Source organism: Nocardia sp. BMG111209, from assembly GCF_000381925.1.
In the GTDB taxonomy this organism is placed as follows: domain Bacteria; phylum Actinomycetota; class Actinomycetes; order Mycobacteriales; family Mycobacteriaceae; genus Nocardia.
This window is the reverse complement of the sequence record NZ_KB907310.1, coordinates 588,279-609,690: the sequence shown is the minus strand read 5'-3', so window position 1 is coordinate 609,690 and position 21,412 is coordinate 588,279. Positions and strand designations below refer to the sequence as shown.

Genomic DNA, 21,412 nt, shown 5'->3' with positions numbered 1-21,412 from the left:
CCGCGCGGAAATCGGCAGGCGCACAACGGAAATACCCGGCGCCGTACCGGCCCGCCGATCATCGGAGCACCTCCAGCGCGCGCCGGTAGAAACTCTCCCGTTCGGCCAGGCCGTTGTGACCACCGTTGACCGCGGCCGTGACGGCCGCGAAATCACCGAGGTCGGCGAGAACGTTGATCGCGCGGGAACTCCAATACCATTGCGCGACACGGAATCCGATATCCGGACGGGCCGCCGACGCCGGATCGCCCTCCAGATCCAACCCGAGGGCATGGCCGGCGTCGCGATAGTTGCCACGCCCCGTCAGCTGGATCGGGCCGCGGCCGTGGAACAACGGGCCGTCACCGGGCTGAGTGTTACCGGCCGCTGTGTTCGGCTGCCCCGGGTCGTATTGAGTGAAGTAGCCGTCGTCGCCGAACTCCTCGAAATACCGCAGCTGTCCGCTCTCGTGCGCCAACTGCGCCAGAAATGCTGCCTGCCGCAGCGGTGTGGTGATCCCACCCTCCGCCATGGCGGCATTGAGCGCGGGCAGATACTCCACCGCCCGTTCCGGCGACAGGTCCGGCATGATCGCCGTGAGCTGCCCCACCGTGACACCACCGTGCGGACCGGGCACCGGGCCGGTGTGCCAGGTGGCCGGGGCGGCGACGCCGAACGCATCGAGGCCGGATTCGTGCTCCGCGGCAAGGGGTTCCGTGTCGGCGGAATCCCAGCTACCAGCGTCGTCAGCGAATTCCCCGGCGGCATCATCGGCAGCGTCCATATCCGTCGACTCTTCATCCATCGGCGGTCCGCCCGGCGGCGCCGCGTCGACAACGCCGAAGTCGCCGGACCGGAGAGCGGCCGAGTTCGGATCGCCGCGTGCGAAGTCGGCGGCGGCATCGGGTTCGCTCTGCGGATACCGAGGCACAACCGTCGCATCATCCTGCCCGGCCTCGACCCCGGACAGTCGAATACCGTTGCCGCCGAACCGTTCCGGCGGCTCGACGGGCGATTCACCCGATGGGCCCTCGGCACCGGACGAATGATCGCCCTCGACCGTCACTGTCCGCCCGGCCCTCTCGGCGTGTCCCGCTGATCCGATGTCGGCCGAGCCCCTGTCCGTCGCGGGCCCCACGTCGTCCGTCCGCCCAGTCTCCCCCATGTCGTCCCCCTCCTCGGTGTCTACAGCTTGTCGGTAATGCGCAGTGCCTCCGACGCTTTCGCCCGTACGTGCGCTGTCTGGATCGGAATATGTGGTGTCTCCGGCACTTTCGTCCCCGTACTCGCCGTCCGGAATCGCCGCACGCGCTCCGGCAACCTCGGCCGCCTCGCCGGACGCAGGCTCGCGGTCGGCATCGGCCGGATCGACGGATTGCGGATCACGGGTGGCACCGGCCACATCCGCGAAATGCGACTCACGGGTCGCGCCGACCGCATCCGCGGCATACGACTCACGGGTCGCGCCGACCGCATCAGCGGCATACGACTCACGGGTCGCGCCGACCGCATCAGCGGAATACGGCTCGCGGGTGGCACCGGCCGGATCAGCGAAATGCGTTGCGGGGGCGGCATCGGCGAAATGCGATGCGGGGGTAATAGCATCGGCTTCCGGAGATTCGCCGGGGGTGGGGTCGTCCGGCGTGTGGAGGCCGAACATCGCTGCCAGATAACGGAATTCGTTGCTCACGCCGAGGATGGCGGTGCGGCCGCGGTCGGCGGCGCGGGTGACGGCGGTGAGTGCCTCGGTGAGCACCTCCGACCATTCGTCGGCGATGGTGGGATGGTCGGCGTGGACGGTCCAGTCGTCGGCCACCGTACAGCCGGCCGCCTCCGCGTCGGCGGCGTAGTCGAGAGCGGCGAGGGCGGTGTAGTGCAGGTCGGTCAGGGCCCCGGCGCCGGTGTCGCGCAGGGTTTCCAGCCGATCCCACAGCAGTTGGTTGCGGTGATGCGCGGCTTCCACATGGTCCAGCACGGTGTCGTATGCCGCGCCCTGCCAGCCGCCGCCGTCGAGCCGATGGCATTCGGTGCGCACCGCGCCGGACAGACTTTCCATCTCGCACAGGGAACGGTCGAACAGGGCGCGCAGGCCGAGGGCGGCCTCGAGGGCCCGCCATGCCTCGACCACCGAACGGGGCGGGGGCATTCGCGGCGGCGTCATATCCGTGCCTCCACGCGGAGCAGTGCGGCCGCCCCGGCGCGGTCGACGGCCGCGTAGCCCTCGACCGCGATCTCGGTGTGGTCGGCCAGGCGGGCGAACCATTGCGCGCTGCGGCGGACGAGATCGGCTGCGGCGTCGGCGGATTCGCACCAGACCGCGGCCAGGGAACTGTGCGGGACCAGATCGGCGACCAGCGCCTGTATCTCGCGCGCCGTCTCGGCCGCGCTGTCGATCTCCCGGAAGGCACGGCGCGCCACCGCGCCGAACCGTCGGACCGCATCGGCATCGACGCCGGCGATGCGGGTACCGGAAATGCTCGAACCGGACATGCAACCCCCCTCGCGTTCTCGAGTGGTGTTCGATGCCGCGACCGTAACCACCAGGGCCGACGGCTGTCACGAGCCTTCGCGCAGCCGCACCCGTAGCCCGGCGACACTGCCGCGGCGCGCCGGGAAACACGGTGCGGCTTCTGGGAGCGGGTGCGGGAGTTAGAGAACCACTTGGTCTTTTCTGTGGACCCGGTACCCTCGCGTAGGACGGGGCCACAGGTCCCACCGACGGGAGAGCGCAGGCATGATCAAGCGTTTCGCGACACTGCTGACCGCGGTGGCAGCGGTGGTGCTGATGGCCGGCGGGCAGGCCTGGGCCGGTCCGGTGACCATCCACGACGACTCGAAGGTGCTGGACGCGGGCCGGGTGACCGACGCGGGCAATGCCCTGCCGGATCCGGTCCAGGTCTTCACCACCGAGAAGTACGCCGACGACAACGCGTCCTTCGACCGGGAAGCGCAGTCCCACATCACCGGCGCCACCGATGTGGTGATCGCCATCAACACCAAGTCGCATCACCTCGCGATCCGCACCGGCACCAATTCGCGCATCCGTGACACCAGCTCCGCGGGCAAGGCCTTCGGCAGCGCCTACGGCAACGGCGACTACACCGGTGCGACGGTCGCGGCCCTGGGCTCGCTGAACAGCGCGGTCGGGCAGGGCGCGCCGGCCACCAAGGCGCCCGCGCATCCGCCGGTGGCGCAGCATCGCGGCGACCAACACTCCGGTTTCAGCCTGTGGGGCCTGCTGTGCCCCATCCTGATCGTCGTGCTGATCGTGGGCGGCATCGTCGCGCTGATCCGTCGCCGGCGTGGCGGCGGGGGCGGAAACGGCGGGGGCGGCGGCCTGTTCAACCGCGGTGGTCCGCCGCCCGGCTACGGCCAGCCCGGCGGCTACGGCCAGCCCGGATACGGTCCCGGCCAGTACGATCAGGGCTACGGCCAGGGCTACGGCGGGCGTCCCGGAATGAGCCCGGGTATGGCCGGTGGCCTCGGCGCGGTCGGCGGTGCGCTCGGCGGCGGTCTGCTCGGCTACGAGCTCGGCAAGATGTCGGGCGAGCACGAGAACCACGGCGATTACGATCGCGGTTACGACGCCGGCTACCAGGCGGGCGACGACCAGCCCACCAACCAGGATTGGGGTGGGGGCGGCGGCGACACCGATTTCGGCGGTGGCGGTAGCGATTTCGGCGGCGGGGGCGATTTCGGCGGCGGCAGCGACAGCAGTTTCTGATCCGAACGGCCCGATCCCGCGGCAGACGGCCGGATCGACCCAGTAGCCGGTGCGGTCGGACGCCACCGGGCGATGTGACGATCAGCGGAAGTCGCGGGATTTGGCGGTGATTCGCAGGTCCAGGCGCTGGACGTGGTCGGCGAGGATGCTGACCGCGCCCTCCGCGTTCTGGACCCGGCCGCGGATCAGGAGGGCGGGGGCGCCTTGCAGGATGCGCCGGTACCGCGCCCACAATCCGGTGGAACACACCACGTTCACCATGCCGGTCTCGTCCTCCAGATTGAGGAAGGTGACCCCGGCCGCGGTGGCCGGGCGCTGCCGGTGGGTGACGGCCCCGCCCACCAGGACCCGGGAACCGTCGGGCTGGGCGAGCAGCCGGTCGGCGGGTAGCGCACCCAGTGCGTCCAGATGCGACCGCAGGAATTCGGTCGGATAGCTGTCCGGGGAGACCCCGGTCGCCCAGACGTCGGCGGCGGCCAGCTCCAGTTCGCTCATCCCGGGCAGGGTGGGGGCGGTGGTGGCCGCGCCGGTGCCCGGTAGCCGGTCCGGCCGCTCCCCCGCCGCGGCGCCCGCGGCCCACAGCGCCGCCCGCCGGGTCATCCCGAGACTGCCGAGCGCACCCGCGGTGGCCAGCGATTCCGCTTGCGCCACAGTCAATTCCACTCGTCCGGTCAGGTCCAGGAACGAGGTGTAGGGCCCGGACGACCGGGCCGCGACGATCCGTTCGGCCAGTTCGGTGCCGATATGCCGCACCGACGCCAGCCCCAGTCGCACCTCGGCGCCCTGCCGTTCCAGCGTGGCGGCGGCGAGGCTGCGATTCACGTCCGGGCCGTGCACCGCCACCCCGTGCCGCCGGGCATCGGCCACCAGCGACTGCGGTGAGTAGAACCCCATCGGCTGCGCATTGAGCAGTCCGGCGCAGAACGCCGCCGGATGATGCAGCTTGAACCAGGAGGAGTAGAACACCAGCGAGGCGAAGCTCTGCGAATGACTCTCGGGGAAGCCGAAATTCGCGAAGGCGTACACCTTCTCGTAGATGCGGTCGGCCAATTCGCCGGTGATGCCGTGCAATTCGCGCATCCCGGTGTAGAAACGGTCGCGCAGCCGGTTCATCCGCTCCGGTGACCGCTTGGATCCCATCGCCCGGCGCAGCTGATCGGCCTCGGCCGCACTGAATCCGGCGACGTCGACGGCCATCTGCATCAACTGTTCCTGGAACAGCGGCACGCCCAGCGTGCGGCCCAGCGCGTTCTCCAGCGCGGGATGGTCGAAGACGATCGGCTCGAGCTCGTTGCGCCGCCGGATGTAGGGGTGCACCGAGCCGCCCTGGATCGGGCCGGGCCGGATCAGCGCCACCTCCACGACCAGGTCGTAGAAGTTGCGCGGCCGCAGCCGCGGCAGTGTGGCCATCTGCGCCCGCGACTCCACCTGGAACACGCCCACCGAATCGGCCCGCGACAGCATCTCGTAGACCGCCGCCTCGCTCAGATCCAGCGCGTGCAGTTCCACGACCTCGCCGACGTGCTCGCGGACCAGGTCGATCATGTAGTGCAGGGCCGACAGCATGCCCAGCCCGAGCAGGTCGAACTTCACCAGGCCCACGGCCGCGCAGTCGTCCTTGTCCCACTGCAGCACACTGCGGCCGGGCATCCGGGCCCATTCGACCGGGCAGACATCGGCGATGGGCCGGTCGCAGATCACCATGCCGCCGGAGTGGATGCCCAGATGCCGGGGCAGGCCCTCGATCTCCCCGGCCAGCCGCAGCACCTCGGCGGGAACGTCGGTGTGCTCCTCGGCGGCCACCCCGGTCCAGCGGCTGACCTGTTTACTCCAGGCGTCCTGCTGACCGGGCGAGAAGCCCAGGGCCCTGGCGGCATCGCGCACCGCCGACTTGCCGCGATAGGTGATCACGTTCGCCACCTGCGCGGCGTACTCCCGGCCGTATTTCCGGTAGACGTGCTGGATCGCCTCCTCGCGGCGATCGGATTCGATGTCGAGGTCGATATCCGGCGGGCCGTCCCGTTCCGGTGACAGGAACCGCTCGAACAGCAGCTCGTTCGCCACCGGATCGACGTTGGTGATGCCGATCGCGTAGCAGACCGCGGAATTGGCCGCCGAACCCCGGCCCTGGCACAGGATTCCCTGCTTCCGGCAGAAGTCCACGATGTCGTGCACCACCAGGAAGTAGCCGGGGAAGCGGAGTTCGGCGATCACGCGCAGTTCGTGTTCCAGCTGCCGGTACGCCTTCGGATTCTCCTGCGGCGGGCCGTAGCGGCGGACCGCGCCGCGGAAGGTGAGATCCCGCAGCCACGAGGTCTCGTCGTGGCCCTCGGGCACCTCGAACGGTGGTAGTTGCGGCGCGATCAGCCGCAGGTCGAAGGCGCAGTCCCGGGCCAGGCCGGCGGCATTGCCGACCGCCTGCGGACAGGCCGCGAACAGCCGGGCCATCTCCGCGCCGGAGCGCAGGTGCGCACCGCCGGTGGCGGGGAGCCAGCCGTCCATGTCGTCGAGACTGCGCCGGGCCCGGATCGCGGCCAGGGCCATCGCCCGCCGGCGCTGCGCGGGCCCGGCGAAATGCGCGGCGGTGGTGGCGACCACCGGCAGCCCGGCCCGCTCGGCGAGGGCGGCCAGCCGCGCGTTGCGCTCGTCGTCGGCGGGGATGCCGTGCCGGGTGAGTTCCACGGCCACCCGGTCGCGGCCGAACCGGTCCACCAGCTCCCCCAGGGCCGCGGCGGCTGCGGCGTCACCGTGCGAAAGTGCCTCGCGCACATGACCTTTGCGACATCCGGTGAGGATCTGCCAGTGCCCGCCGGCAGCGGCGGTGAGCCGATCCAGGTCGTAGCGCAGTACGCCCTTCTCCCCCGCCACCATGTGCGCGGCCGACATCTCCCGCGCCAACCGGCGGTAACCCTCCTCGCCGCGGGCCAGCACCAGCAGGTGCGGACCGGCGGGATCGGGTGCGCCGGTGCGGGGTTCGGATTCCGGCAGCGTCGACCCCAGCGACAGTTCCGCGCCGAACACCGTCGGCAGCCCCCATTCGGCCGCCGCCTCGGCGAAGCGCACCACACCGTAGAACCCGTTGTGATCGGTGAGGGCCAACGCCTCCAGGCCCAGCCGGACCGCCTCCTCCACCAGCTCCTCCGGTTGGCAGGCGCCGTCGAGAAAGCTGTAGGCGGAGTGGGCGTGCAGTTCCGCGTAGGGCACCACCGGTTCGTCGGGCGCGGGCCGCGCACCGGCCCGGTAGGCGTCGCGCTTGCGGGACCACGCCGGACCGTCGCCACCGTCACCGGGCGGCAGTTCGCGACCGGGACGGCCGGACAGCACCCGTTCCATCTCCGCCCAGGTAGGCGGACCGTTTCCCCAGCCCATGCGCACCTCCGGCGTACCGATCGGTACTCTTCATAGTCGAACACACATTCGACTGCAAGTAGGTCGCGCCGGGATTGCCCGACTGTGACGCAGCACATTGGCATCGGAACTTACTTTGGAGTAAGTTGAGACGAACCGAATCGGGTCAAGGGAGCAACGATGTCCGACACCGTCGCCGAGCCGGGCTATGCGGCGCGCCGCCGCACCCGCCGGGATCTCACCGGTAAGCACGTCCTCATCACCGGCGCGTCCTCCGGGATCGGCCGGGCCGCCGCGCTCGCCGTGGCCGCCCGCGGCGGTGTGGTGATCCTGCTGGCCCGCCGCGGCGACGAACTGGCCGCCGTGGTCGACGAGATCACCGCGACCGGCGGCACCGCCTTCGGCTACCCCTGCGACGTCACCGACGCCGAATCGGTCGAGCACACCGTGAAGGCCGTCCTCGACGAGCACGATCACGTCGACATGCTGGTCAACAACGCCGGGCGTTCCATCCGCCGCGCCGTGCACCGGTCCACCGATCGGCTGCACGACTTCGAACGCACCATGGCGGTCAACTACTTCGGCGCGGTGCGGATGACGCTGGCGCTGCTGCCGCAGATGCGGGAGCGGAAATTCGGCCACGTGGTCAACATCTCCAGTGCCGGGGTGCAGGTCGCCACGCCCCGCTTCGCCGCCTACCTGGCCAGCAAGGCCGCTCTCGACAAGTTCGCCGAGGTGACCGCGGCGGAGATGCTCGCCGACAACGTCACCTTCACCACCATCCACATGCCGCTGGTCCGCACCCCGATGATCGCGCCGAGCGGTAGGCAGGGGCCTTCACAGTCCCCGGAGTGGGCCGCGGACACCGTCGTGCGCGCGCTGATCGACCGGCCCAAGCGCATCGACGTCCCGGTCGGCACCCTCGCCGAATACGGCAGCCTGTTCGCGCCGCGGCTCAAGGACCGCATCCTGCACCAGTACTACCGCGCGCTGCCCGACTCGCCCGCCGCCAAGGGTGAGGCGCCCACCGCACCCGCTTCGGAATCTCTTGCCGTGCAGCATAAATCGCATCGCACGCCGTCGGTCGCGGGCCGCGCGGCCCGAACCGCATTGCGCCGCACGGTGAATCTGGTCCCGGGCATCCACTGGTAGTACCGCCCGGACCTGCCCGATATCTCAGCGCAGCGCGCGGACCCCGTCCGCGACCAGGCCCGTGGCGGGTTTGGGGGCGGCGCCGCAGCTGGCCTGACGAGGTGCGTAGGCGACGGTGTGCGCGGTGACCTGCCAACGGCGGCCGTCGCGATGGGTCACCAGCGCGGCGCCGGCGAAGGTGGCTGGGTCGCCGGTGGGCTCGGCGCCGGGCATCTCGGCCACCGAGAGATCATCGGCGCCGGGCATTCCGGCCGGATCCGAAATCTGTTGCCGCACGGCTATTTCCGCTACCTGTTCGAGCGGAGAGCAGCCGCTGCGGCCGCGGAAGCCGGTCAGCGGGAGTTCATCGCGGTCGGCGGCGGCCACCACCGCCGCGGCGGCGTCCTCGTCGAGACGACCGAAGGTGAGGCCGACGGGCAGCAGCACCATCGCCGGGGCGAAGCGGTGTCCGCCGGTATGCGAGCACTCCCAGACCCGATCCGGATATTCGGCGGCCAGCCGCGCCGCGATCGGGCGGCCGAGCAGCGCGCAGCACTGGTCGCGTTTACCGTGCGTGCACACCAGGATCGGCGAATCCGCAACGGGCACACCGAGTCCGGGCGCGGGGCCGTTCAGCAGATCCAGATCCAGATCCAGCAGTTGCTTCAGATCGGTGATCTCCAGCCGCTCGCACCAGGATCGCCCCGGATGCGAACTCGCCAGCAATACCGTTCGGACACCGGTGAATTCGCTGCGGCCGGGGCGGCGGATGAGCGTCGGCCGCACCTTCGCGGCCTTGACGCGCGGGGCCAGTTCCGCGGTGATCTCCGGGCCCAGCACCTCGTCGCCGATCACGTCCCGGCCCCAGGCCCCGGGCTGCTCCACGCACAACCACCCGGTCACCCGGGTGGCTGTGCCGGGCAGGGGGATGTCGACCGCGGCGGCGGCCGAACAGGACAAACCGCTGAACATCATTTCAGGATAGAACCGTCGCCCACCGGAAGATTTCCGGGCCGAGGCCGTACCGCCACGATCGGAGGACCTCAGTCGCGCAGGAACGGCAGTACGGCCGTGGCGAATTCGCGGTAGCGGTCGCGATGGATGCTGTGGCCGCAGGTGAAGGCCTCGATCGTGCAAGCGGGGACGGCGGCGCGGAACAGTTCCAGCTTCGCGGGGTCGACCATGCCGCCGGGACCGCCGCGCAGGAACAGGGTGGGGGCGGCGATCTCGGAGATCCGCTCCCACCACTCCGGATTCGGTTTGCGGAACTGCTCCAGGGCGGTGCGGGTCATGGCACGGTCGAAGGCCAGCACCGCGCGCGGATGCCGGACCAGGCTGCTGGTGGCGTGCCACAGTTCCGGCAGCGACGGCAGCCGGCGTGTGAGGGTCACCTGCTCGTCGCCGGAACGCAGCGGCAGCGGTTGTTCCTCGATCACCAGACGACGGACCAGCGCGGGCCGTTCGATCGCCACGCAGGAGACCGCATAGCCGCCGAGCGAATGCCCGACCAGATCGACCGTGGGCAGGCCGAGGTGATCGCACAGCCGCGCCACGTCCGCGCCGAATTCGTCGAAGCGGTAGGAATCGGTGTGCGCGCTGCGGCCGTGACCGCGCAGATCCGGGATGATCACCCGGCGCCCGGACCGCACCAACCGGTCCGCGAACCGGTCCCAGGTGTGCCCGTCGCCGCCCATACCGTGCACGAGCAGCACCGGAACCTCGGACAGCGGATGCGGGACGACCGGCCGTCCGGAATCTCGATAGGCGATCGGCACACCGCCCAGCGGCACCCGGATGACAGTCGACTCCACGTTTCGCCAGAATACGGATACCGATACGGCGTCGCCGCTGAATGTGCCGGGTGCCATATCCGGTTTCCGGCTTTCGTCGGACCTCGGTGGCAGGATGGGGGTATGACGAACGGTCCCGACCGAGTCCCCGACCCGCAGGGCAAGATGCTCGGCATTCCGTACGATTGGCGAGCACCGACCGCGGCGCGGCTGCGCGCCCGCTGGTGGAATCCGGACGATACGCGTCTGTTCACCCCGAAGGTCTTCGGCTGGGGCTACGACCTGAACTTCCATCGGCTGCTGCATCCGCTGCGGAAGTAGGCAGCAGGTCACGGAGTGCCGTCGGCGCGGATCGTGCCGAGCAGTGTGCGAATTCGGGTCGCGGTGAGGTGTGCCGCCTCGACGGGCGGCATCGCGGCGGTGACCGGGGAGATGACTTCCGGTCCGATCCAGCGCAATCCGCCGATGCGATCCAGCGCACGCAGTACCCCCTCGAGATCGAAGCGGCCGTCACCCGGCACGGCACGCCGGAAAGTGTCCTCGATCAGCGAACCTTCCGGGACAGTGCTGTCGGCGACCTGCACACCGAAGATCCGGTCACCGGGCAGATTCGCGAGCGTGCCGAAGTCCGGGTTGCCGCGGTAGAAGTGCCAGGTATCGAAAAGCAGCCCGCCGTTGGCGCGGTCCGCGGCGCCGACCACGGTCCAGGCGGCGGCCAGATCGCCGATCGCCATCATCGGCATGAATTCCAACTGCACCCGGGTGTCCGATTCCTGGGCACGGTCGCACAGGTCGCCGAAGGCGGCCGCGACCTCGTCCGGTGAGATTTCGCACGTCGGGCGGGCCAGCACCGTCAGGGCCGCCGGCCGCAGCGCCGCGCACATGTCGAGTACCTCGGGCGCGGTGAACGCCGCGGTGGGTGACGACGTCAGCGGCCGGCCCGGATACCAGTTCATCAGCCCGTCGAGCACCACCTCGAGACCGGCGTCCCGCAATCGGCGACCCAGATCTGCGGGCGTCGTCCCCGCCTGCGCGGCGGTCGCGACATCGAACGGGCTCACGGATACGCGGCCGAACCCCGCGGCCGTCGCCGCGGCGATCCGATCGGCTATCGCGCTCTGCAGACCCAGCGTGCCGTGCCACAGCACCCAGCCGATGTCGTCCAGCGCCTTCTCCATACCGAACTCCGTCCGCCGCGGCAGCACCGGTCACCCGGTGCCGCTCCTCGATCAAGAATACTATTCTGAGAATCTCGGTATGAAATTCTGGGAGGACGCTAGAGGCCCGGCCGACCGGATGGGTTCTGGAGGGCAAGCTCGAGGCCCTGCCAACCAGGTGATTCCGGAGGGCGACTCGGGGCTCGGCCAACCGGGTGGATTCCGGAGGGCGAGCTCGAGGCCCGGCCAACCAGGTGGATTCCGGAGAGCGGGCTCGGGGCTCGGCCAACCAGGTGGATTCTGGAGAGCTGGCTCGATGCCTGTCCGGCCGAGGACGCGAGTTCCGCCGGGTACGGGAACCCGGCGCCTTACTCGTAGAGGCCCTCCACATGCCAGGTCCCGTCGTAACCGAGCAGCAGCAGGGTTCGCACCCGGTCGTCGAGCAGGACCTGAGCGCGGACTAGACAGTCCGGGCGAGTGCTGCCCCACCACTGTTCGTCCAGCAGCCAGGGGCCGGCCCAGCCGGTCACCGACCAGTGCTTGCGACCCCAGTACAGCCGGGCCGGGACGGCGGTGAAATCGCCGCGGTCGGTCACCCACACCGGGGAACTGTCGGCCGCCTCCAATCGGACGCCGGGGTGGTCTACCAGCACCACAGCGGGTGCGGGCTCGGGCAACCGGCCCGGCCAGGGCAGATCCGGATCTGTGCGGGGGGCCGGCTCGTCGCCGAGAGCGATCAGGGTGATGCGCTCGGCCGGGCCGCGGCCGCCGCTGAGCACCCCGACCTGCACCGCGGTCCCGCCGAGTAATCCCTGCACCCGGACCAGGGCACGCCGAGCACGCTCCTCGTTGTCACCGGCCTCGCCCCACAGGCCCATCTGCAGTGCGGCGGTGGTGACGACCTCGATCGGCTCCAGTCGGAGCACGGTGATCGGGGCTGCAGGCGGCCCGCCCCGATGCGGCGGTGTTCCGGTGGATCTCGCACCACCGCGACCCTTACCCCCGACCGCTCCAACCGGTCCCGCACCGCCACGACCCCCGGCCGCTCCAACCGGTCTCACTCCACTTCGGCTCTTGTCCTCGGCCGCTCCGACCGGTCCAGCTCCGCCGCGACCCTTGCCCTCGGCCACTCCGGCCGGTTTCGCGCCTTCGCGGCCCTTATCCCCAGCGGCTTCAGCCGGTCCCGCTCCACCGCGACCCTTATCCCAGGCCGCTCCGACCGGTTCCGCACCGCCGCGGCTCTTACCCTCGGCCGCTCCGGCTGCTCTCGCTCCACCACGGTGCGGTGTGCCTGCAGCGCTCGGCGCGAAGGGGTCTGCACCGGGGTCGCCCGGCGCCACTCCGCGACCGTGTACCGCACCATCGGGTTCCTCGTCCGGCGGAACTCCCCGTAGGGCGCGCTGGGTTAGCCAGCCATCCAGCTGCCAGCGCACCCGGTCCGCGGTGCCCTCCGGGGTGAGTGGCTCGGCGCAGCGCCAGACTCGGGAAAGTTGTTCTCCGGCAGCGGTTTCCGCCGATACTATTAGCCTGGTGCAGGCTACTGACGCGCCGGCGAGGCGTTCGTGCAGCCGAGTTGCGAGCAGGCGGCCAGCGAAGGCGGCGGCATCGATCCGGTCGATCGGCGGATCGCAGGGATACTCCACCGCCAGATCCACCGCCGGTGGCGCCGCGGAGGGCGGGCGCTCCGATTCGGCGCGGGCACAGCGGTGGGCGCGGATCGCGTCGGCGCCGAATCGGGAACCGACCTCGGCCGGGCTCAGCGTGGCGAAATCGCCGATACGACGCAAGCCCAGGCGGTGCAGCAGATCCACCAGATCGGCGCGTTCCGGGGCGGTGAGGCTCGGCTCCACGGCCAGTTCCGCCACCGGCAGCGGCGCCAGGAACCGGGCGCCCTCCCCCGGCGGCACGATCGTCGCGCGGCGGGCGGCGATCACCGCGGTGGACAGTTCGTCGGCGATCCCGATCGCGCATTCCACCCCGGTGGCGGCGACCGCGTCGACCAGCCGTTCGGCCGCCGCCTCCTCGGATCCGAAGAATCGGGCGGCGCCGCGCGCGGCCAGCACCAGCAGGCCGGGCCGCAGCACCTCTACCCCGGGCACGACCTCGGCCACGGCCGCCACCACCGGCTCGAACAATCGCGCGTCCCGATCCGGATCTGCCTGTGCCACATACAATCCCGGGCAGCGCGCTTGTGCTTCCCGCCGCGTCAGGCCACGTCGCACCCCTTCCGCCCGTGCTGTCGCCGTTCCCGCGACCACCCGGTTGGCGTGCAGCACCACCACCGGCCGGGTCGGCGGCACCTCGTCCACGGCCGCCGCCGCGACCGCGGGCCAGTCCGGGCACCACAGCGCCAGCACTCGCGCCGCCCGCGACCGAGCCGCGCTCATCCCGTCCCCCGGGCCACACACCCCAGCGACCCCAAGCGAGCCACCATGTTCGGACGCTCTGCGCGCGCCGGACACTTTGCGCGCCTCATCACTTCGCGCGCCTCAGACACTCGTGCACCCCAGACACTCGCGCGCTCCATCACTTCGCGCACCCAGACACCTCGCACAACCAGCCAGGCAACCCGCACGGCACGCACGGCACGGACGGCACGGACGGCACGGACGGCACGGACGGCACGGACGGCACGGACGGCACGGACGGCACGGACGGATTGTCTGAGGCGTGGCCTGCGCGGACAACTCGGGCGGACAAGGCATTCCGTGCGCACTGTGCGCCCAGCGTGGCGTGAACGGCTCGCGTGGCCGCAGGCACGCCTCGGACATCCGGCCGACCTATCTCGATCCGGATACTCCGTGCGGCCCCGCGGGCCTCGCGAACGAGCCGGGCGGGCACAGCATTCCGCGACGGCTTCGCATCCCGCGCAGTGCGGTTCACCTGTATGTCCGGCAGTACATGCCGGACGGCTCGCTCGGGTCCGGTATCCCGCATGATCCGCGCTCGCCGGCCTCATGTGGCGCAACCGGTGTGGCCCGGGTCGGCCGTGCCGATGTGGCCGACGTGGTCAGGAGACGGCATGGTGGGCGACCTCCGGGGGTGGGGCGAAGGTCGAATCCGGTTCGGGGGCATGCCATTCGACGCGGCCGTCGTGGGGGGTCAGGGCCAGGCGGCCGGTGCGGGGCGGGGTGGCGCGGCCGCGCACGCAGACGTTCAGGCGAACGGTCCGCAGTCGGCCGGTGCCGCGGCCGATACCGTCGTAACCGTCGATCTCGGTGGCGATGCGCAGAGTGGGGCCGATCCAGGCGCCGCCGGTCACGACGAGGGTGGCCGCCTTGCTGCGGGCCCGGGCGGCTAGTACCCGGGTACGGGCGGCCGGGACGGAGCGGCCGCCGAGGTTGAGCACGACCAGGTCCAGGCCGTCCAGCAATACGGAGGCAATCTCCACCGGGTCCGGGCCGGGGTCGGGCACCACATACAGCCGGGACAGGTGTGCGCCCATCTCGGCCGTCGCGAGCAGGCCCAGCCGGGGCAGGCCGATCGCCGCGGCATGGCCGCCGCTGCCGGTCACCGCGGCCAGCAGGCCGGCCAGCAACGAGCTCGCACCCGTGTACGCGACCACCGAGCCGCGGGGTACGCCGCCGTCGGGCAGCAGATCCACCAGAGCGGACGGCACCGGCAGCGATTCGGGGCGGACGGGCCGCGCGGCCGGTGGGCGGGCTACGGCACCCGCGCCGCGTGCGGGGATCGCGGCCATGCGGCGACGCAGGTCCTCGAGCCGTTCCAGTTTCCGTTCCTCAGCCGAACCCATCCAACGACCACCCATCTCTCACCGAATGGACTCCACCGCAATACCGGGACGGGCCGGATGACCAACGCCAGCATCTGTTCAGCTATCGATCATAGTCGAATGTACGTTCGATACCACCCTCAGTAGAACCTCCACGTCGGTGCGCGTCAAGATGCCCTGGGGGGAGGAAGCCGACTCCGGGTAACCGGGCCAGTCAGGATGGTTTTCGGCTATTCTCGCGCCGTGACCGAACGCGCTCGTCCCATCGTCGGCCCCGACTACCTCGTCGCCGGGCGCTACCGCCTCCAGTCGAAGCTCGGCGGTGGTGGTATGGGGGCAGTGTGGCTGGCGACCGATCGCCTGCTCAACCGGGACGTCGCCATCAAGCAGGTGCTCACCACCGCCGGGCTCACCGACGCCGAGGCCGACGAGGTCCGCAACCGGATCGTGCACGAGGGCCGGGTCGCGGCCAAGCTGTCGCACGAGCACGCCATCGCCGTGTACGACGTGGTGCTCGAGGCCGGCGAACCCTGGCTGGTGATGGAGTATCTGCCGTCGCGCAGCGTCGCGAAGGCACTGGCCCTGGTCGAGGTGCTGCCGCCGGTCGAGGTGGCCCAGATCGGCGCGCAGGTCGCCGACGCCCTGGCCGCCGCGCACGCCGTCGGGATCACCCACCGCGACATCAAGCCGGGCAACATCCTGGTCGCCGACCGCGGCGGCGAGGTGGGCAAGGCGAAGCTGTCCGATTTCGGTATCGCCGCCGGCGCCGGGGATCTGGCCGGTGAGCAGGAGGACATGATCACCGGCACCCCCGCCTACATGCCGCCGGAGGTCGCGCGCGGGGCGCAGCCGACCGCCGCCAGCGACGTGTACTCGCTCGGCGCCACGCTCTACACGGCGGTGGAGGGGCAGACGCCGTACGGGTTCGACGAGGACCAGAACGTGATCGTCACCCGCGCCGCGATGGCGCAGATCATCCCGCCCAGCCGCAGCGGGCCGCTCACCGAGGTGCTGCTGCACATGATGGAGCCGGCGCCGCAGCGCCGCCCGACCATGGCCGAGGCGCGCAACGAGATCCTCGCCGCGGTCTTCGGGCCCGGCACCGGGCCTTATATTCTCGGCGCGCCGATCCGCACCGAGGACGGCACGATCCCGGCGTGGGCGGCGCGCAACTCCGCCGCCGGGCTGCGCAGCCCGCATTCGTCGCCGCTGCCGCGTCCGCCGCGCGCGGTCGCACCGAGTGCGCCCGCGCCGCAACGGAATCCGGCACAGCGCAAGCCCGCCAAGAGCGGCGGCATCGGGCTGGACAGCCTCGGGCCGAACGCCGGGCCGCTCGCCATCGCGGTGGGACTGCTGATCGGGTTGCTGATCATCATCGTGGTGCTCGTCGCGCTGTAAGCGGGTCCGAGCCGCTCCCCGCGTCAGTCGATGCGGCGGCGGTGGGCCCAGCGGGTTAGCGCGTTGCGGTTGGACTGCTGGGTCTTGCGCAGCACGTTGGAGGCGTGCGTCTCCACGGTCTTCACCGAGATGAACAGGGCCTCGGCGATCTCGCGATAGGTGTAGCCGCGGGCCAGCAGGCGCAGCACCTCGAGTTCGCGCGGGGTCAGCGAGTCCAGTTCGGGGTCCAGCTGCGGTTCCGGGACCGGGGAGCGGCCGGTGAACGAGTCCAGCACGAATCCGGCCAACCGAGGGCTGAACACCGCGTCACCGGCGGCGACGCGGCGGATCCCCTCGGCCAGTTCGGGTCCGGAGATGGTCTTGGTGACGTAGCCGCGGGCGCCGGCGCGGATCACCGCGATCACGTCCTCCGCGGCGTCGGACACGCTGAGCGCCAGGCACACCGGGCCCGGGTCGATGCCCTGTAGCACCGCCACGCCGCCGCCGTCGGGCATGTGCACGTCGAGCAGTACCACGTCGGGACGGGCCGATTTGATCCCGGCGACGGCCTCACCCACCCCGCCGGCCTCGCCGACCACCGCCATATCGGCTTCCCGGCTCAGCTCCGCCCGCACCCCGGACCGGAACACGGCGTGGTCGTCGACCAGAAAAACCCGGATGGACACTGTTCTCCCTCACTCGACGGTCCCGGGCGGCGACCGCTCGCTCCCGGGACCGATACCTCCTCGGCCGGTTCACCCTACCGACTCCGGTCCCCGCGCGGACCGGCCTCCGCTCACCCCTGCTCCGCCTCGGCCGCCTCGGTGCGGTCCTCGGAGTCGCTGCGCGGCAAAGTGATCCGGACCTCGGTGCCGCGACCGGGTGTGGACCGGATGTCGACCGACCCGCCGCGGCGCTCGATCCGGGCCCGGATGGACTTGGCGACGCCCCGGCGGTCGGCGGGGACGGCCGCGAGATCGAAACCGGTGCCGCGGTCGCGCACGAAGATGCTCACCTGTTCCGGCTCCACCTCCGCGAACAGGTCGATGGTGGGCACCCCGGCATGTTTGGCCGCGTTCACCAGGGCCTCGCGGGTGGCGCCGAGCAGGGCGGTGAAATGTTCCTTGGGCAGGCCGAATCCGGTGTCGCCCGGATCCATCGAGACGTCGCCGACGGTCACCGGGGTGACCTTCACGCCGTGCTGATCCTCGACCTCACCGGCGATGGTGCGCAGCGCGGCGGCGAGGCTCGACTCGGCCGGCATCGAATCCTCGAACAGCCATTTGCGCAGCTCCCGCTCCTGGCTACGGGCCAACCGCGTGACCTCCTGCGGGTCGCCGGCCTGCCGCTGGATCAACGCGAGGGTCTGCAGGACGGAATCGTGCAGGTGGGAGGCGATCTCCTCGCGCTCCTCGTTGCGGATGCGGGCGGCGCGCTCGGAGTTGAGCGCGCGCATCAGGCGCAGCCACAGCGGCACCGTCAGCAGACCGACCCCGACCAGCGTGACGCCGACCGCGATCAGCGCCGACCCCAGCGAGCTGAGATTGATCCGGGCCAGCACCACCACGCTCAGCCCGACCACGATCAGCGTGGCCCCGGACAGGATGCGCGTCCAGGTCAGGACGCCGGGCTTGGCGGGCAGCCCGAACATCGAGCGCGGCCCCTCGGCGTCGAATTCGCGCCACACCAGCGCGGCGCCGACCGCGACCACCACGATCGGCCCCACCACATGGGCCGCGGTGCCGTTGAACAGCCACGACATCGATACCGCGAGCGCCAGTCCGAGCAGCACCAGCCCGACCGCCTGCCGCCGCTCGGACGCCGTCGGCGGGGGTGCGTCCGCACCGGCCGAGGTGAAGATCCACAGCAGTCCGTAGGCGACGATGCCCGCCCCCATCAGCGCGGACAGCAGGACGAACGCCATCCGCACCTTGAACACGTCGATGCCGAGGTGATCGGCGATACCACCGGCCACGCCACCGATCACCCGGCCCCCGGACCGGCGCACCAGCCGCGGCGGCGGCACGGGCGCGGCGCCGTGCGCATCGAGGGTGGGCGTCACCGGCAACATGCCTTCGATACTGGCACGGACCCCCGACGGCGACCATCGGGAACAACCCCGATTCCGCCCTCGGGGATGCGGCGGTCCGGACGGCATCCCGGCGTCCGGACCACCCACGCCGGACGCCGTCCAGTCGCACGGGCCGGACGGCGCTCGAGTGTCCAGGGTCGAACGACGCTCACTGTCCGGACCGGGACGGCGCCCAGTGTCCGGACCGGACGGCGCTCAGTGTCCGGACCGGACGGCGGCAACCGGATCCACTGCATCAGGGGGCACCGGACCGGAAAACTGCCCGCGGCCCGGTGACCGGCAGCGACGACCGGATTCGGATCCGGGCCGCCCCGGACGGTCGTGGCAGCGGGTCAGGATTGATCCGGCTCGTCGCCACCGTTCGAAGCGGTTGTCCCGCACAGCTATTCGACCGGACCATCGCAAGGAAACCATTGGCGGGCATTCAGGTTTCCCGGCGATGATGGGCGACGCGCCGCCGCCGGGGAGGTCTCCGACCGCCGGGCGGGACGCAGTTCGCGCGCTGTCGGCGCGCACCACGGGGAGGGAAATTCATGCACATCACGTCCGCGATCGCGATCGCCGCCACCACGGTCGGCCTCGTACTCGGCGCACCGGAGGCGTCGGCGGATACCGGGGTGTTCGCACCCCACGAGAACACCTATGTCACGACGGACGGACTCACCTACACGGTCGGGCACGCCGGCTCGGCCGTCCATCCGATCGCACCGCTGAACAACATGCCCACCAACCGGGAGGCATTCATGGAGGGCAGCTTCTACGGCCGGGTCTCCGGCGACGGCACGGGAACACTGCGGGCCGGATACTTCATCGCCTGCGCGGTCGACATCGACGTGGTCTTCAGCGCCACCGCGGGGGTGACGATGTCGCTCGGGGCGAACGCGGGGGTGGCGGCGGCGCCGGATCTGGTGTCGCCGAGCGTCGCGGCCTCGATCGGCCCGAGCATCGCGGCCGGTATCGGCCTGGACCTGTCGATCTCGCCCGGCAAGATCAAGGATGTCGTCATCGATGCGAAGACACTGACCCCGGACCGGACCGCCACCGTCGTCAGCCACGATTTCCATCTGTGGGCACACCACTGCGGCGGCCCGCTGACGATCCGGCCCTACAGCATGATCACGGTCAGCTCACCGGACACCGACGCCTCCGGCGCCGTGTTCGGTGATCCCATGGTCATCTGAGCAGGGGAATCACGGCCGGTCACGACGATGTGACCGGACCGTGCCCAGGAGTTCAGGTCTCATTTCAGGGTTCACCCCGATGCAACCGGCCCCGGGTCGTTCCACCATGAGAACCATGACCAGAGCGAACGGCTGGGCCGGGGGCACCGGTAGCCGGGCCGGATTCAACGAACAACTCCAGCATCTGTGGAGAACCCGGCCCGTGCGCCGTCCGCGACAAGGTCCCGTCGCGGGCGTCGCCGTGGGATTCGGGCGGCGCTACGGCGTCGATCCGGTGCTGATCCGGATCGCCTTCGTGGTGGCGACGATCTTCGGCGGCGCGGGCATCGTGCTGTATCTGGCGGCGTGGCTGCTGCTCCCGGCGGCGGGTGATCAGGTGTCGCCGGCGCAGGGGCTGCTCGGCAAGGGTTACAGCGCGCAGTCGCCGGTCCGGACGATCGTGCTGCTCGTCGCGCTGGTGATCGCGCTCGCCACCATGGGCCCGGTCGGGGTGGGACTCGGCGGTTCCGGGCTGATCAGCTTCGCGCTGATGGTCGCCGGGTGGTGGCTGCTGTATCTGCGGCAGCCGCAACCGCCCGCCGACGACGTGGATTCGCTGGGCATGAACACGATGGCGGCCACCGGCTATCCGGGCACCGCCTTCCCGGGTGGCTCGCCGTGGGCGGCCAATCCCTACGGGCCGTACACGACCCTGCCGGATCACTACGAGCCGGGACAGCCGGTGATCGATGCGGCGGCGGACGCGGCGACCGTACCGGTCGCCACCACGACGGGCACATCCACGGCCGCCGGGACCGTAACCGATTCGGCGGTGACCGACTTCATACCCGGCGCCGCCGATCGCGTCATCGATGCCCCGGTCGGCGATCCGGATCCGGCGGATTCCGCCGCCGGCTTCGCGACGTCGACGGCGACCGAGGAATCGCCCGCAGGCCGTCGATCCGGCGCGGCCGCGGATCCGGGCCGGTTCGGCCCCCGGCCACCCGGCTGGGATCCGCTCGGGGTCTCCCCGCTGGCCTGGGATCTGCCGGATCCGACGCCGCCGGCGCCGATCGTGGCGGCCCCGCGGCCCCCGCGCTCGCGACTCACCCCGATCATCATCGGTCACGCGGTGCTCGCGGCCGCGATCGCGGGCGGGATCGCCGCCGCCGGAGTGGAATGGATGACGCCGGCCCGGATCGGCGCGGTGGCGCTGGCGGTGGTGGGTCTGGGCCTGGTCATCGGCGCGTTCCTGCGGCGCGGTTACGGCCTGATCGTGCTGATCCCGCCGCTGGTCGGATTCATCGCCCTGGCCTCGGTGATCGGACCGGTGGAATTCGACCGCGGCGCCGTCGGCGAGCACGCCTGGACGCCCACCACGGCCGCCGAACTGGCTCAGCCGTTCCGGATCAACGCCGGGTCGGGCACGCTGGACCTGCGCTCGCTCGCCCTGACCGCGGACGAATCCGCGTCCGCCCGGGTCCGGATGGGCAATCTCCGGGTGCTGGTACCGGATTCGATGCGGCTGGACACCACCTGCACGGTGAAGCTGGCCGATGCCGCCGACTGCCCGCAGGGCCCGACCGGACCCGCGACCGGACCGGTTCTGCACCTCGACATCGATGTACGCGCCGGACACGTGGAGGTGCACCGTGGCTGATCAGAATCAGATCGACACCGATTCGCCGGACACCGGGACCCGCACCGGCCGATCGCGCCGGGGACCGTCGTTCGCTCTGCTCCTGGCCGGTCTGCTGGCCGTCCTGGTCAGCGTCTGCGCCTTCGTCGGCCCGGACGGCTGGCCGTTCCACCCCGGCATCCCGCTCGGCTGGATCACCGTGGGCGTCGCCATCGTCGTCGGCTGCGGGCTGGTGCTCTCGCCGCGTCGCCGGCACTGACCTCCGCACGGACAACCGGGGCC

Annotated in this window: 17 protein-coding genes; 7 read left to right on the top strand and 10 right to left on the bottom strand. The window is 71.1% G+C overall.

Annotated features, from left to right (window positions below):
- Window positions 1-58 precede the first annotated feature (58 nt).
- Window positions 59-2,140, bottom strand: a complete 2,082-nt coding sequence (locus G361_RS50630; protein WP_196814762.1) for a glycoside hydrolase family 19 protein — start codon at window positions 2,138-2,140, stop codon at window positions 59-61.
- The gene (locus G361_RS0140790) at window positions 2,137-2,469 is read right to left on the bottom strand and encodes a hypothetical protein (protein ID WP_019932929.1); all 333 of its coding nucleotides are present in this window, start codon (window positions 2,467-2,469) and stop codon (window positions 2,137-2,139) included. Before G361_RS0140790 ends, G361_RS50630 begins: the two co-directional genes overlap by 4 nt.
- A gap of 244 nt (window positions 2,470-2,713) precedes the next feature.
- On the opposite strand from G361_RS0140790, the gene G361_RS47640 reads away from it, so the two are divergent.
- Complete coding sequence (locus G361_RS47640) at window positions 2,714-3,703, top strand: hypothetical protein (RefSeq protein WP_019932928.1); 990 nt, start codon at window positions 2,714-2,716, stop codon at window positions 3,701-3,703.
- 81 nt (window positions 3,704-3,784) lie between these two features.
- Here the strand turns inward: G361_RS47640 and G361_RS0140780 are convergent, their stop codons facing one another.
- Window positions 3,785-7,072 carry an error-prone DNA polymerase gene (locus G361_RS0140780; RefSeq protein ID WP_026344128.1) on the bottom strand — a complete coding sequence of 1,096 codons (3,288 nt, stop codon included), beginning with the start codon at window positions 7,070-7,072 and terminating at the stop codon, window positions 3,785-3,787.
- A gap of 159 nt (window positions 7,073-7,231) precedes the next feature.
- On the opposite strand from G361_RS0140780, the gene G361_RS0140775 reads away from it, so the two are divergent.
- Window positions 7,232-8,203, top strand: coding sequence for an SDR family NAD(P)-dependent oxidoreductase (locus G361_RS0140775; protein WP_019932926.1), 972 nt, complete (start codon window positions 7,232-7,234; stop codon window positions 8,201-8,203).
- Window positions 8,204-8,227: 24 nt separating this feature from the next.
- On the opposite strand, the gene G361_RS0140770 is transcribed toward G361_RS0140775, so the two are convergent.
- Both G361_RS0140770 and G361_RS0140765 read right to left on the bottom strand, forming a co-directional pair.
- Complete coding sequence (locus G361_RS0140770) at window positions 8,228-9,157, bottom strand: sucrase ferredoxin (RefSeq protein WP_019932925.1); 930 nt, start codon at window positions 9,155-9,157, stop codon at window positions 8,228-8,230.
- 68 nt (window positions 9,158-9,225) lie between these two features.
- Complete coding sequence (locus G361_RS0140765) at window positions 9,226-9,993, bottom strand: alpha/beta fold hydrolase (RefSeq protein WP_026344126.1); 768 nt, start codon at window positions 9,991-9,993, stop codon at window positions 9,226-9,228.
- A gap of 102 nt (window positions 9,994-10,095) precedes the next feature.
- Here G361_RS0140765 and G361_RS0140760 point away from each other — a divergent pair, with 102 nt between their 5' ends.
- Window positions 10,096-10,293, top strand: coding sequence for a DUF5808 domain-containing protein (locus G361_RS0140760; RefSeq protein ID WP_019932923.1), 198 nt, complete (start codon window positions 10,096-10,098; stop codon window positions 10,291-10,293).
- 8 nt (window positions 10,294-10,301) lie between these two features.
- Here G361_RS0140760 and G361_RS0140755 read toward each other — a convergent pair whose 3' ends face one another.
- The 3 genes from G361_RS0140755 to G361_RS0140745 form a co-directional block, all read right to left on the bottom strand.
- Window positions 10,302-11,150 (bottom strand): sugar phosphate isomerase/epimerase, encoded by an 849-nt coding sequence (locus G361_RS0140755; protein WP_036496773.1) that lies wholly within the window; start codon window positions 11,148-11,150, stop codon window positions 10,302-10,304.
- Between the two features lie 347 nt (window positions 11,151-11,497).
- Window positions 11,498-13,516 (bottom strand): DNA polymerase Y family protein, encoded by a 2,019-nt coding sequence (locus G361_RS51375; RefSeq protein ID WP_231387253.1) that lies wholly within the window; start codon window positions 13,514-13,516, stop codon window positions 11,498-11,500.
- A gap of 623 nt (window positions 13,517-14,139) precedes the next feature.
- Window positions 14,140-14,883, bottom strand: a complete 744-nt coding sequence (locus tag G361_RS0140745; RefSeq protein WP_019932920.1) for a hypothetical protein — start codon at window positions 14,881-14,883, stop codon at window positions 14,140-14,142.
- 198 nt (window positions 14,884-15,081) lie between these two features.
- On the opposite strand from G361_RS0140745, the gene G361_RS0140740 reads away from it, so the two are divergent.
- On the top strand, window positions 15,082-16,260 hold the full coding sequence (locus tag G361_RS0140740; protein ID WP_019932919.1) for a serine/threonine-protein kinase: 1,179 nt from the start codon (window positions 15,082-15,084) through the stop codon (window positions 16,258-16,260).
- 23 nt (window positions 16,261-16,283) lie between these two features.
- Here the strand turns inward: G361_RS0140740 and G361_RS0140735 are convergent, their stop codons facing one another.
- Together G361_RS0140735 and G361_RS0140730 are read right to left on the bottom strand one after the other, a co-directional pair.
- A complete protein-coding gene (locus tag G361_RS0140735) occupies window positions 16,284-16,919 on the bottom strand; it encodes a response regulator transcription factor (protein ID WP_036496771.1) in 636 nt (211 codons plus the stop codon).
- A 116-nt stretch (window positions 16,920-17,035) separates the two neighbouring features.
- Window positions 17,036-18,310: an ATP-binding protein gene (locus tag G361_RS0140730; RefSeq protein WP_019932917.1), complete on the bottom strand. Its 1,275-nt coding sequence runs from the start codon at window positions 18,308-18,310 to the stop codon at window positions 17,036-17,038.
- A gap of 554 nt (window positions 18,311-18,864) precedes the next feature.
- Between G361_RS0140730 and G361_RS0140725 the strand changes: the two genes are divergently transcribed.
- The 3 genes from G361_RS0140725 to G361_RS0140715 all read left to right on the top strand — a co-directional run bounded on the left by G361_RS0140725 (window position 18,865) and on the right by G361_RS0140715 (window position 21,389).
- Entirely contained in the window at window positions 18,865-19,512 is a 648-nt protein-coding gene (locus tag G361_RS0140725) for an MspA family porin (protein WP_019932916.1), read from the top strand.
- Between the two features lie 115 nt (window positions 19,513-19,627).
- The gene (locus G361_RS0140720; protein WP_019932915.1) at window positions 19,628-21,151 is read left to right on the top strand and encodes a PspC domain-containing protein; all 1,524 of its coding nucleotides are present in this window, start codon (window positions 19,628-19,630) and stop codon (window positions 21,149-21,151) included.
- Window positions 21,144-21,389 carry a hypothetical protein gene (locus G361_RS0140715; protein ID WP_019932914.1) on the top strand — a complete coding sequence of 82 codons (246 nt, stop codon included), beginning with the start codon at window positions 21,144-21,146 and terminating at the stop codon, window positions 21,387-21,389. Before G361_RS0140720 ends, G361_RS0140715 begins: the two co-directional genes overlap by 8 nt.
- The last annotated feature ends 23 nt before the right edge of the window (window positions 21,390-21,412 follow it).